Origin of the sequence: Spongiactinospora gelatinilytica (assembly GCF_003236385.1) — a bacterium.
GTDB lineage: Bacteria > Actinomycetota > Actinomycetes > Streptosporangiales > Streptosporangiaceae > Spongiactinospora > Spongiactinospora gelatinilytica.
In genome coordinates this window covers 1-12,406 of sequence record NZ_POUA01000230.1, presented here as the reverse complement: position 1 = coordinate 12,406, position 12,406 = coordinate 1, and the positions used below count along the sequence as shown (strand labels likewise).

General features: G+C 72.8%; 11 protein-coding genes. 9 read left to right on the top strand and 2 right to left on the bottom strand.

Features of this window, described 5'->3' with window-relative positions:
• The first annotated feature begins 454 nt into the window (after positions 1-454).
• Positions 455-802 (top strand): VOC family protein, encoded by a 348-nt coding sequence (locus tag C1I98_RS25260; RefSeq protein ID WP_111169921.1) that lies wholly within the window; start codon positions 455-457, stop codon positions 800-802.
• A 13-nt stretch (positions 803-815) separates the two neighbouring features.
• Here the strand turns inward: C1I98_RS25260 and C1I98_RS25255 are convergent, their stop codons facing one another.
• Positions 816-1,280, bottom strand: coding sequence for a MarR family winged helix-turn-helix transcriptional regulator (locus C1I98_RS25255; protein ID WP_111169920.1), 465 nt, complete (start codon positions 1,278-1,280; stop codon positions 816-818).
• Positions 1,281-1,352: 72 nt separating this feature from the next.
• Between C1I98_RS25255 and C1I98_RS25250 the strand changes: the two genes are divergently transcribed.
• Genes C1I98_RS25250 through C1I98_RS25240 form a run of 3 tightly spaced genes read left to right on the top strand, consistent with a single transcriptional unit; the run spans position 1,353 to position 6,583 of the window.
• Positions 1,353-2,750 carry an MFS transporter gene (locus C1I98_RS25250; protein ID WP_233508163.1) on the top strand — a complete coding sequence of 466 codons (1,398 nt, stop codon included), beginning with the start codon at positions 1,353-1,355 and terminating at the stop codon, positions 2,748-2,750.
• A gap of 54 nt (positions 2,751-2,804) precedes the next feature.
• A complete protein-coding gene (locus C1I98_RS25245; protein WP_111169918.1) occupies positions 2,805-3,938 on the top strand; it encodes an NACHT N-terminal Helical domain 1-containing protein in 1,134 nt (377 codons plus the stop codon).
• Entirely contained in the window at positions 3,932-6,583 is a 2,652-nt protein-coding gene (locus C1I98_RS25240; RefSeq protein WP_111169917.1) for an SCO7613 C-terminal domain-containing membrane protein, read from the top strand. The genes C1I98_RS25245 and C1I98_RS25240 overlap by 7 nt, the downstream gene beginning before the upstream one ends.
• Before the next feature lie 9 nt (positions 6,584-6,592).
• Here C1I98_RS25240 and C1I98_RS25235 read toward each other — a convergent pair whose 3' ends face one another.
• A complete protein-coding gene (locus C1I98_RS25235) occupies positions 6,593-6,955 on the bottom strand; it encodes a hypothetical protein (protein ID WP_111169916.1) in 363 nt (120 codons plus the stop codon).
• Positions 6,956-7,020: 65 nt separating this feature from the next.
• Between C1I98_RS25235 and lhgD the strand changes: the two genes are divergently transcribed.
• The 5 genes from lhgD to C1I98_RS25210 form a co-directional block, all read left to right on the top strand.
• A complete protein-coding gene (gene lhgD, locus C1I98_RS25230; RefSeq protein WP_111169915.1) occupies positions 7,021-8,205 on the top strand; it encodes an L-2-hydroxyglutarate dehydrogenase in 1,185 nt (394 codons plus the stop codon).
• Positions 8,206-8,289: 84 nt separating this feature from the next.
• Positions 8,290-8,994, top strand: coding sequence for a response regulator transcription factor (locus C1I98_RS25225; protein WP_111169914.1), 705 nt, complete (start codon positions 8,290-8,292; stop codon positions 8,992-8,994).
• The gene (locus C1I98_RS25220; protein WP_111169913.1) at positions 8,994-10,421 is read left to right on the top strand and encodes a HAMP domain-containing sensor histidine kinase; all 1,428 of its coding nucleotides are present in this window, start codon (positions 8,994-8,996) and stop codon (positions 10,419-10,421) included. Before C1I98_RS25225 ends, C1I98_RS25220 begins: the two co-directional genes overlap by 1 nt.
• A gap of 113 nt (positions 10,422-10,534) precedes the next feature.
• Positions 10,535-11,251 carry a response regulator transcription factor gene (locus C1I98_RS25215; protein ID WP_111169912.1) on the top strand — a complete coding sequence of 239 codons (717 nt, stop codon included), beginning with the start codon at positions 10,535-10,537 and terminating at the stop codon, positions 11,249-11,251.
• A partial coding sequence (locus tag C1I98_RS25210; protein WP_111169911.1) for a histidine kinase dimerization/phospho-acceptor domain-containing protein occupies positions 11,226-12,406 on the top strand: 1,181 nt, incomplete at its 3' end. The genes C1I98_RS25215 and C1I98_RS25210, both read left to right, overlap by 26 nt.

The window sequence follows — 12,406 nt, the reverse complement described above, 5'->3', positions numbered from 1 at the left end:
CCGATCCACCCCAGCGGCCTCCCCGGCGGCGGCGTCATCCCCCGCAAACGGGATCTCCCCAGGCCAGATCACCCTCGGCGCCGTCCTGGCCCTCGCCGCCATCGGCATCATCACCCTGATCGCCCGCCAGTCCCGCTGACCCCACTATCAGCCGGGCATCGGGGTGGGGCACGGCATGCACCCACGGCCACCGGCAGGCCGCCGAGTGCGATGTCGGCACGTTGCCGTCCACGGCGTAGCGGGTCACGCCGTCCGCGCGGTAGCCGAGTTTGCGGGAGATCGCCGGCGCGGCCAGGTCGTCCTCGGTGGGCGGGCGCAGCTCAAGACGGGGGTGTGGACGCGCAGTCCCAGCAGCGGCCAGTGGTCGGAGAGCATGCGCCATTCTCCGGCCGCCCCCCCGCCACCCCGCACCCGGTTTTCCGCGAGCCGGAAGCCGGGGGAGAGGATGGACGGTATGAGCATCCGCAGGGCAGTGCCCGACATCACCACCGAGGCGATGGACGAGAGCCGCGCGTTCTACCGCCGGCTGGGGTTCACCGAGGTGATGAACCTGGGCTGGGTGGTGACCCTCGCCTCCCCGGACAACCCCACCGCTCAGGTGATCCTCATGACCAGGGACGAGACCGCGCCCGTGCAGCCGGACATGAGCGTCGAGGTCGATGACGTGGACGCCGTCTACGCGGACGTGCTCGCGTCCGGCGCGGAGGTCGTCCACGCGCTGCGGGACGAGCCGTGGGGAGTACGCCGGTTCTTCGTCCGTGACCCGAACGGCCGCGTCGTCAACGTCGTCGGCCACCGCTGAACCACGGGGACCGTCAGTTCACGGCGGTGTGGTGCATCTTGTGGCTCACGTCGTCGGCGAGCTTGACCAGCAGCCGCTGTAGCTCGGCCCGGTCGGAATCGGACCATTCGGCGAGCGCCGCGCCGATCCACTTGGCGGTGAACCGCCTGCACTGTTCGGCGGTGCCCAGGCCCTGCGAGGTCAGGTTGATGCGCCAGGCCCGGCCGTCGCCGGGGTCGCGGACGCGTTCCAGCAGGCCACGTCGTTCGAGGGCGCAGACGTGCCGGGTGATGTGGGGGCTTTCCACCTGAAGGGCGTCGGCGATGGCGCCTATCCTGCGGGGTTCGCCCGCTTCGAGCAGGTGGACAAGGATCTCTGCGTCCGGGCGATCGATCCGGACTCCCGCGGCGTCGGACAGCGGCTCGGTGGTTCTGGCCCGCTTGAACATGGTCACCAGGCGACGGAAGGCCGCCACGGTCGTGAACAGATCGTAGCCCACTATTGCTTACCTAACTTAGGTATGTATCATCGTCCCTTGTTACTTACCCAAGTTACCTAAAAGGAGTCCTTCGTGGCGACAGTCACCGCGCCCGAGCGCCGCGCCACAGCCGGCGGCAGCCCATGGCCCGCCATGGTCACCCTGGCCTTCGCGACGTCCATCATCGCCGTGCAGAGCACCGCGATCCTCCCTCTCCTGCCGGTGCTGCAACGAGAACTCCATACCAGCCTGCCCGCCGTCACCTGGACGCTCACCCTTGGCCTGCTGGTCAGCGCGGTCGCCATGCCGCTGCTGTCCAAGCTCGGCGACATGTACGGCAGGCGCAGGGTCATCCTCGGCGCGCTCGCTCTGTTGGTGATCGGCTCGGTGGTGGCCGCGCTGGCCACGTCCCTGCCCTGGCTGCTCGCCGGACGGATGCTCCAGGGCTTCGTCTCCCCCCTGCTGCCGCTGTCGATCGGGCTGGCGAGGTCCCTGCTGCCCCGCCACCAACTGGCCACCGGCATCGGCGTACTGAGCGCCACCATGGGATTCGGCGGCGGTGGCGGGATGATCCTCGCGGGCCTGGTCTCCGGCGACTACCAGGCGCTGTTCTGGATCATCGGCGGCAGCGGGGCCGTGGCCGGGGTCCTGGTCGCGTTCCTGGTCAAGGACCCCGCCCCGGTGCGCCGCGGCCGTCCCGACCTGCCCGGCGCGCTGGTGCTGACCATCGCGCTGGTGGCGCTGCTGCTGGCGATCAGCCAGGGGGGCTCCTGGGGCTGGACCTCGCCGGGCGTGCTCGGGCTGTTCGCGGTCGCCGTGGTCGCGGCGGTGGTCTGGGTGGCCATCGAACGCCGGGTCGCCGAACCCCTGGTCGAACTGGCGATGCTGACCCACCGCGGCACGGTCGGCGCGACGGTGGCCTCACTCCTGCTCGGCTTCTCCTTCTTCACGGTCGTGACCGGGATGTCCAGCTTCGCCCAGACCCCTGCCGCCACCGGGTACGGGCTCGGCGCCACCACCCTCCAAGTCGGCTTCTTCCTGCTGCCTAACACGCTGTTCATGCTGGTCATCTCGCTGTTCTCGGGGCAACTGATGCGCCGCTTCGCGGCCTCCACGATGGTCGGTGTCGGGTCGCTGATCGTCGCGGCGGGCGCGCTGTGGCTGGTGCTCTCACACGACACCGGCACCGACTTCTACCTGGCGTCCGGCCTGCTCGGCATCGGTCTCGGCATCGGGTACGCGGCCCTCGGCACGATGGCGGTCGAGCACGTGGAGCCGGCCAGTACGGCGCTCGCCGCCGGCATCAACGCGCTGGTCCGCCTCATGGGCGGCAGCATGGCGGGCGCGGCGATCGCGGCCATCCTCGCCTCGCTGCCGGGCGAGCCGGGCTACCAGTGGGTGTTCGCGGTCGCGGCGGTGGGCTCGGTGATCGCGGCGGTGTTCGCGTTCGGGTTCGGACTGCTGAACCGCAACCTGGTCCCCGCCGCCTGAACCAGGTCGTTCGATTCGCCCCCGCAGGCCCGGTGGCGGCGGCATGATCGGAGCATGGCGGGCGTGGAAGCGGTCGTGGCGAGCGCGGGCAAGGCGGTCGCGGAGCGGGCGGTCCGGGAGTGGCTGGCGGTGCGCGCCGGGCGTACCGAACGCGAATCCGATCTCACCGAACTCGTCCAGGTCACCTTCCGGGACCGGATGCTGCGGCGGAAGTTCGAAAACCAGGTCGAGGGCATCGCCCTGGCGGTGGAGGACCGGCTCCGGCCGTTGATCGAGCAGGAGTACCGGGGGCTGGACGAGGGGGCGCGCGCCGCCGTACTGGCCGAGGTCACCGACGCCCTGCGCGCCGCCGACCTGTCCGACGCGGCGCTGCTGGCCGCCGACGGCGACGCCGTCAAGCTGGCCGAACGCGTGGCCGACGCCCTCCCCGCGCCGAACCTGGGCGAGGCCGAGGACCGGCTTTTCGCGGTGCTGCTGGCCGAGTCGCTGGAGTGCGTGGTGCGGATGGTCCAGCAACTGCCGCAGTACCTCCCGCGGGTGGCGACCGGGTCGCTGGGCCGGCTCGGCGGTCTCGCCGAGCAGATGGACCGCCTGCTCGCCCGCATGCCGGCGCGCTCGCTGGACGCCCCCGAGGGCCGCCAGGACGACGCGGCCTTCGAGCGCCGCTACCTGGACCACGTCAGCCGGGTGCTGGACGAGGTGGAGTTGTTCGGGGTGCGCGTGGAGACCTACCGCCCGCGTACCTCGCTCAGCGTCGCGTACATCAGCTTGAGCGTGTCGTCCGGCGACCCGGTACGACGGACGCCGCTGGACCGGATGCCGATCGCCTCGCTACGGGAGGACGGCGAGCGGAAGCCGGGCAACGTGCGCATCGAGGAGGCATTGGGGCGATCCCGGCTGACGTTGCTGCGCGGGGAGGCAGGGTCGGGCAAGAGCACGCTGCTGCGCTGGCTCGCGGTGACGGCGGCGCGCGGCGGGTTCACCGGCGAGCTGGCGGAGTGGAACGGCTGCGTGCCGTTCATGATCAAGCTCCGCAGCCACGCGGACGGCCGGTTCCCGGCCCCGGAGGGCTTCCTGGACGACGTGGCGCGGGAGGTCGCGGGGCGGATGCCGCGCGGGTGGGTGCAACGGGTACTCGAACTCGGGCGCGGCTTGCTGCTCGTGGACGGCGTGACGAGCTGGTGCTGAGTCATCGGCCCGCCGTACGGCAGTGGCTCGGCGGACTGCTGGCCGCCTACCCCGGCCTGCGCATCGTGGTCACCTCCCGCCCGGCCGCCGCCGAGTCCAGGTGGCTCGCCGACGACGGCTTCTCCAGCGCGCTCCTCGAACCGATGACACCCGAGGACGCATGCGAACTGCAAGCGGGACACGGCATGCTCGCTCCTATGCAGGAGGCGAACGGCGGCAAATGTCCTGGTTGCGGTGGGCCGCTGGAGCAGGCGGCTGACGCGTGCCCGCGCTGTGGGCTGTCGTTGCGCGGGCCGGTCGCGCACGAGTTGTGGCAGGTGGACGTATCCCTTGCCCGGCTCGACGGGGAACGCGCCCGCCTGCTGGCCCGCCGTGCCGAGCTGCTCGCCGCACTCCGCCGGTCGCCCGCACCGCCGAAACCGCCCCGGCGGGAGCTTTCCGCACAAGCCACGCAGAACCTGCTGCTCGTGCTGGGCGGCCTGCTGCTCATCGTGGCGGCCTTCGTCTTCACGGTGGTGAGCTGGGGATATCTCAGCATCGGCGGACGGGCCGCGGTACTCGCCGGGCTGACCGCGCTGGTACTGGCCGCGCCGGTCGTACTGCTGCGGCGCGGGCTGACCGCGACCGCCGAGACGATGGCGGCGTTCGGCGTCGCGCTGATGGTCCTGGACGGCTACGCGGCCAGGCAGGTCGGCCTGGCCGGTTCGGACGCCCTGCCCGCCCCCTACTACACCGCGCTGGTCTGCGGGCTGGTCGCGGCGGTGCTGGCCGGTTACGCGCGGGTGGTCAAGGTACGGCAGGCCGCGCCGGCCGCCGTGGTGTTCGCACAGGGCGCGCTGGTCGTGCCCGCCCTCCAGCCCGGGGGCGACTGGATCGCCGCCGCGTTCCTGGTGGCCGCCGCGCTCGACACGCTGGCCTGGATGTACCTGCACCGCCGGCACAGGGCGACAGCGGTCAAGGCGACGGCGGCGGTCTGCGGCGCGCTGGCGGCCGGTTTCGGCATGCTGCTGGCCGCCTACAGCGAGGCGGCCATCGCGCAGGACGTCGCACGGGCGCTGACCCCGGCGGCCCTCCTGGTCGCGGCCGCCATCGGGATCTTGGTCATCGCGTCCGTTCTCGCCCGCTGGGAGGGGGCGCCGGACGCGGTGCGGGTGCTGACCGCCGTCGCCGTGGTCGCGTTCACCGTGGCCGTCGCGACGCTGCTGGGTCACGCCACCGACGGCGGGCCGGTCGGCTGGCGGCTCGTCGCCTGCATGGTCGTGTCGCTGGCGCTGTGCGGCGGGACGTTCGCCCTCCCCGACCCCCTCGTTCGGCGGGCCGCCACGGTCACGGCCGGAATCATCGTCCCGCTGTGGCTGCTGCCGATGGCCCCCGAGGTGATCGCCACGCTGGTCGCGCCGCTGCGCCGGGCCGTCGAGTCGCCCTGGCAGCACGCCGCCATGATCTGGGGCATCGACTGGCCGCCCGCCTCCACCGCCGCGCCGGCCGTGTTGCTCCTGCTCACCGCCGCCGCCCTCATCGTGCGGGCGCGCCACCGCAGGGCCGAACCGGTCGCGCTCGTCACGGCGGCGGTGGCGCTCGCGGTCGTCCCGGTGGCCTTCCGGCTGCCGGAACCGGCCGCCGTGGCGGTGGCGGTCGCGCTCACCGCGGCCCTCGCGGTGCCCGTCGCGCGGCTGAAAGGCCGGCGCGCCCCGCTCTACGGCGTGGTGGCGGTGCTCGCCGCCTGCCACGCGGCGGCCTGGGCGCTGAACGACGAGACCGCCACGCTCGCCGCGCTGCCGGTGCTGGCCGTCGTCGCGGCGGCGGTCGCGGTGACCGGGCGGGCGGCGGGCGTACGGCCCGGCGCGGCCGGAGCCGCCGTCGTACTGCTCGGCGGAGAGGCGCTGGCCGTGGGGATCTCCGCCGGGCTGCCGCGCGGGCAGGCGGCCTTCGCCGTACTGGCCGTGGCCGCCCTGGCCGCCATCATCGCCGCTCGCACAAGCACGCTGGGCACTGAGATCGGGGGATATGTCCTCGCCGGGGCCGGGATCCTGCTGACCGCTCCGGAGCCCCGGCTGATGAGCCTTTCGTGCGCGGCGGCCGGGGTACTGGCCGCCGGTACGGCGCTGCGCCCCGACCGCCGCCGCCACCCGACGTTCCGGACGGCCGCCGCTCTGCTGCTCGCCGCCACCTGGCTGCGGCTGTGGGCCGAGGACGTGGGCGCGGTCGAGGCGTACACGGCCCCGTTCTCGCTGGTGCTGCTCGGTTTCGGATGGTGGCGGGTCAGGCGGGCCGCGGAGGGCTCTCGCCCGTCGTCGTGGTCGGCCTACGGCCCCGGCCTGGCGTTCACGATGCTGCCCAGCCTGCTCGTCGCGCTGTCCGACCCCGGCTGGGTGCGCCCGCTGCTGCTGGGCTGCGCGTCGCTGGCCGTACTGCTGGCGGGGGCCCGGTGGCGGATGCAGGCGCCGGTGGTGCAGGGCGGGTTCACCCTCGCCGTGCTGGGGATCAACGAGCTGATGCCGTGGATCTCCGACCTGGTGGTGCTGCTGCCCCGCTGGGTGCCGATCGCGGTCGGCGGCGCGCTGCTGGTGGCGATCGGCGCGACGTACGAGGCGCGCAAGCGCGACGTGCGCAGGCTCCGCGACGCCCTCGCCAAGCTCGGCTAGAGAACCCGGCTAGAGCCGGGGCACGAACGGCTCGCCGCGCAGCGCCCGATCGACGAGGTCGATGGCGGCGGCCAGGCGGACCAGGCGCGGCCCCTCCTGGCGGTAGGTCTCCAGCACGGCCTCGACGGCGTGCGGCGGCAGGTGGTCCTTCAACTCGACCGCGGCGTTGCGATAACCTGCCCTGGCCGCCTCGATGGCCGCGCCCACATGGTGGACGGCCATCCGGGACAGCGCGACCGGGTGGCGGCGCAGCACGCCGTAGGAGCGGTAGTCGGGCGGCACGGCGTCGAGCAGCCACGCGACCGCCGAGGTCTCCCAGTCGGGGCTGCCGGGCGGGCGGACCTCCTCCGGCCAGTCAGGTGGCACATACACCCCACCATATTAATCGAATTCCTGTTCGATCGCGTTCCCGCGCCGGTGGCGCTAGCTTTCGTGACGTGAGCGAACGCATCGGAGTGGTCGGAGCGGGCATTCTGGGTCTGGCGGTTGCCCGTGAGCTGGCGAGATCGCGCGGGGCGGAGGTCACCGTGCTCGACAAGGAGCCCGGGGTCGCCGTCCACCAGACCGGCCGCAACAGCGGCGTCGTCCACGCGGGCATCTACTACCCGCCGGGCTCGCTCAAGGCCCGGTTGTGCCGGGAGGGCGTGGGCCTGCTGCGGGAGTACTGCGCCGAGCACGCCCTGCCGTACGACGAGGTGGGCAAACTGGTGATCGCCGCCAACCGGGGCGAGCGCGCGGCGCTGCGCGGGCTGGCCGAGCGGGCCAGGGCCAACGGCGTGCCGGACGTCGCCGAGGTCGACGCGCTCGGCCTGCGCGAGATCGAGCCGCACGCGGTGGGGGTGGGCGCGGTCCACTCCCCGCACACCGCGATCGCCGACTTCGCCGCGGTGGCCCGCAGGCTCGCCGCCGACGTGACCGAACTGGGCGGTTCGGTGAAACTACGGCACCCGGTCACCGCGCTGCGCGAGTCCGGTGACACGGTACGGGTGCTGGCGGGGGGCGAGCGGTTCGCCTTCGACCGGCTGGTGTCGTGCGCGGGCCTTGGTACCGACGCGGTGGCCCGGATGGCCGGGCGGGCGGGCGACGTACGGATCGTCCCGTTCCGCGGTGAGTACTTCGCGCTGGCCGGCGCGGCCAAGAGCCTGGTACGCGGCCTGATCTACCCCGTCCCCGACCCCCGCTACCCGTTCCTCGGGGTCCACCTGACCCGCCGCATCGACGGCGAGGTGCTGGTCGGGCCGAACGCGGTGATGGCGCTGGCCTATGAGGGCTACTCCTGGCGGCGGATCCGCCCGGCCGACCTGCGCCGCATCCTGACCTTCCCCGGCACCGCGCGCCTGGCCGCCGAGCACTGGCGTACCGGCGTGCGCGAGGTGTACGGCTCGCTGGCCAAACGGGCTTTCCTGGCCGCGGCGCGGCGCTACGTGCCCGAGCTGACCGGTGGCGATCTCGTCCGGACCAGCGGCGGGGTGCGCGCCCAAGCGGTGCGCAGGGACGGTTCGCTGGTGGACGACTTCGTCATCGACGTACACGGCCGGGTGGCGCTGATCCGCAACGCGCCCTCGCCCGCCGCGACCTCCAGCCTGGCCATCGCCCGGCACATCGCCAAGGCCGTGCCCTGACCTGAGGCCGCGGTGAGGGGTGTCCGGCTACCCGTAGTCTGTGGTTTTAACAGGAATCTCACCCGACCGGGCAAAGATAGTGCAGTGACCGATTCGCCGGAAGCGCGACTTCTGATCGTCGAGGACGAGCCGAACATCCTCGAACTGCTGGCCGCCAGCCTGCGGTTCGCGGGTTTCGAGGTGGCCACGGCCAAGGCCGGGCTGGAGGCGGTGTCCGCCGTGCAGCGGCACCGCCCCGACCTGATCGTGCTCGACATCATGCTCCCCGACATGGACGGCTTCGACGTCGTGCGCCGGCTACGCGGCGGAGGGACGCACACCCCCGTGGTGTTCCTGACCGCCAGAGACGCCGTGGAGGACAAGATCCGCGGCCTCACGCTGGGCGGCGACGACTACGTGACCAAGCCGTTCAGCCTGGAGGAGGTCATCGCGCGCATCCGGGCGGTGCTCCGCCGTACCGGCGGCGACCCGGCCGGGCCGCCGCCGCGCATCTCCTTCGCCGACATCGAACTCGACGAGGAGAGCCACGAGGTCTGGCGCGGCGGCCGGCCGGTGCCGCTGTCGCCGACGGAGTTCAAGCTGCTGCACTACTTCATGTCCAACGCCGGGCGGGTGCTGTCCAAGGCGCAGATCCTCGACCACGTCTGGAACTACGACTTCCGCGGCGACGCCGCCATCGTCGAGTCCTACGTCTCGGTGCTGCGCCGCAAGGTGGACAACGTCGAACCGCGGCTCATCCACACCCTGCGCGGTGTCGGTTACGTGCTGCGAGTACCCCCGCTGTCCTGATGGTCCGGAACCTGTTCCGGCGGACCCCGCTGCGGATCAAGCTGATCGCGGCCATGCTGGCGCTGCTGGCGTTCGGGCTGACGCTGATCGGCTTGGTCAGCGTGTCGGTGCTGAAGAGCTACCTGATGGACCGGGTGGACGGCCAGCTCCACCTGCTCGGCGTCGAGGGCGAACGCCGGATGGAACGCGGCCTTTCGGCCCTGGCCAACATCCGCCTGCCCGCCGACGTGACGGTCGTGCTGCGCCGTCCCGACGGCCGGACGATGCTGACCGTCAACGGCATGGAGACCGGCGGCGTGCCACCGCCCGAACTGTCCGGCCTGTCCGGCGTGTTCGGCCCTTACACCGTCGGCGCGACGTCGGGTGATGCCAGGTGGCGGGTTCAGGCGTTCGCGGTGGGCCACGCGGAGCGCCGCACGCTCGTGGTGGCCATGGACCTCAGCGAGGTCAGCCAGATCACCGGCCGGCTGGCCATGATCGAGGTGCTCGGCGGCTGCGGAGTGATGCTCACCCTGGCCGGGGTCGGCGTCACCATCGTGCGGCGCAGCCTGCGCCCGCTCGCCGCGATCGAACGCACCGCCGCCGAGTTCGCGGCCGGCGAGCTGGGCCGCCGGGTGCCCGACGTCGAACCGCGCACCGAGGTCGGCCGCCTGGCCAGCGCCCTGAACGGCATGCTCTCCCAGATCGAGGCCGCCATGCAGGCCCGGTCGGCGTCGGAGGCCGCGGCCCGGCGCTCGGAGGAGAAAATGCGCAGGTTCGTCGCCGACGCCTCACACGAACTGCGCACCCCGCTGACCTCCATCCGCGGCTTCGCCGAGTTCTACCGGCAAAACCCCGAGGGCGACCCCGCCGTACTGCTGCGCCGCGTCGAGGACGAGGCCGCCCGGATGGGCCTGCTGGTGAACGACCTGCTGCTGCTCGCCCGGCTGGACCGGCAGCGCCCGCTGGCCGCCGACCCGGTGGACCTGCTCGCGCTGGCCGCCGACGCCGTTCACGACGCCCGCATCCTGGCCCCCGACCGCGAACTCACCCTGTCCGTGGACGGCGCGGCGCTGATCGTCAGCGGCGACGAAGTACGGCTGCGCCAGGTGATCGCCAACCTGGTCACCAACGCGCTGACCCACACCCCCGACGGCACCCCCATCACCGTGCGGCTCAGCGCCGACCGCGGCTCGGCCGTACTGGAGGTGGCCGACGAGGGCCCCGGCCTCGCGCCCGAGCAGATCGAGCGGGTCTTCGAGCGCTTCTACCGCGCCGACACCGCCCGCACCCGGGCCGCCAAGAACGACGGCGGCACCGGCCTCGGCCTGGCCATCGTGGCCGCCCTCGTCGAGGCGCACGGCGGCACGGTGTCGGTCACCTCCCAGCCGGGCCGCGGCGCGACGTTCCGCGTGGAACTTCCGCTGGAACCCATCACCTCCGAGTGACGGGCGTGCGTCCGTGCGCGACTGTCAGCAAACGCTCAGCGACGGCTGAGCCTGGGTCCAGCGGGCGTCGGCACAGTAGGGGCTTGTGCGAGTAGACAACGCGGTCGGTCTCAGTGGCTGAGCAGGAGCCGGGCGCCGGCCGTTCCCCCGAGGCGCGGCTGCTGGTCGTGGACGACGAACCGAACATCCGAGAACTACTGTCGGCCAGCCTGCGCTACTCCGGTTTCGAGGTGATCGCCGCCTCCGACGGCCACGAGGCCGTGGCGCTCGCCGAACGCGTCCGGCCCGACCTGGTCGTCCTCGACGTGATGCTCCCCGACCTGGACGGCTTCGCCGTCGCCAAACGGCTGCGCGCGGGCGGGCGGCGGATGCCCGTGGTGTTCCTGACCGCCCGCGACGGCACCGACGACAAGGTCCACGGCCTGGGCGTCGGCGACGACTACGTGACCAAGCCGTTCAGCCTGGAGGAGGTCGTGGCGCGCATCCGCGCGGTGCTCCGCCGCACCCGGGGAGACCTGGAGCTGCCCTCCCGCCTCCAGGTCGCCGACCTGGTGCTGGACGAGGAGGCCCACCACGTCGAGCGGGCCGGGCAGCCGGTACGCCTGTCGCCGACGGAGTTCAAGCTGCTGCACTACTTCATGTCCAACGCCGGGCGCGTGGTGTCCAAGGCGCAGATCCTCGACCACGTCTGGAACTACGACTTCGGCGGCGACGCCGGGGTGGTCGAGTCGTACGTCTCCTACCTGCGCCGGAAGATCGACAACGTGGAGCCGCGGCTGATCCACACCCTGCGAGGGGTCGGATATGTCCTTCGCGCGCCCCGGCACTGAGCTGAGGAGACGCCTGGCGCTGAAGAGACGCCTGGCCAGGACGCCGCTGTGGGCGCGGCTCGTGGCCGGCACGCTGGTCCTGGTCGCCGCCGCCATCGCGCTGACCGGCCTGTTCGCGGTGCAGTCGCTGCGCACCTACCTGATGGAACGGGTGGACCACCAGCTCAGGGCCGCCACCAAGCCGCTGGACCGCGGCGGCGACGAACCGCCGGAGGCCCCCAGACTCCGGCCGCAGCGGCTCTACGGGCTGTTCCACATGGTCGTCATGGACGCCGGGGGCAACGTGGCGCGGACCATCGCCGAATCCACCGACGGGTTCCGGCCCGCGCTGCCGCACCTCACCCCCGGCGAGTTCGCCCGGCGCGAGGGCCGGCCGTTCAGCGTCGGATCGGTCGAGCCGGGCGGCCCCCAGTGGCGGGCGGTGGCCGTGGTGGATCGGTACCGGGAGAGCAAGGTCGTCGCCGTCAGCCTGGCCGACATCGACCGGACCGTCTCCCGGCTCGTCGTCATCGTCACCGGGGCGGGCACCGCCGTACTGCTGATCCTCGGGCTGGCCTGCCACTGGCTGGTACGGCGGAGCCTGCGCCCGCTCGGCGAGATCGAACGCACCGCCGAGGCCATCGCCGGGGGCGACCTGTCGCGGCGGGTGCCGCCACGGCACCGCCGTACCGAGATGGGGCGGCTGGGCAGAGCCGTCAACGGCATGCTCGCGCAGATCGAGAAAGCCCTGCGGGACCGTTCGGAGTCGGAGACCGCCGCCCGGCGGGCCGCCTCGGCGGCGCAGAGCTCGGAGGAACGGATGCGGCGGTTCGTCGCGGACGCCTCGCACGAGCTGCGCACGCCGCTCACCTCGATCAGGGGTTTCGCCGAGTTCTACCGGCACAACCCGGCGGGGGACGTGGGGTCGCTGCTGCGGCGCATCGAGGACGAGGCGGCGCGGATGGGCGTACTGGTGGACGACCTGTTGCTGCTCGCCCGGCTCGACCAGCGGCGTCCGCTGGAACGGCGTCCGGTGGACCTGCTCAGCCTGGCGGCGGGCGCGGTGCTGGACGCCCAGACGCTCGCGCCGGGGCGGCCGGTGGAGCTGGTACGGCTGGACGAGGGGGATGGGCCCGTGGTGGTGGCGGGAGATGAGGCTGCCTCTTATACACATCT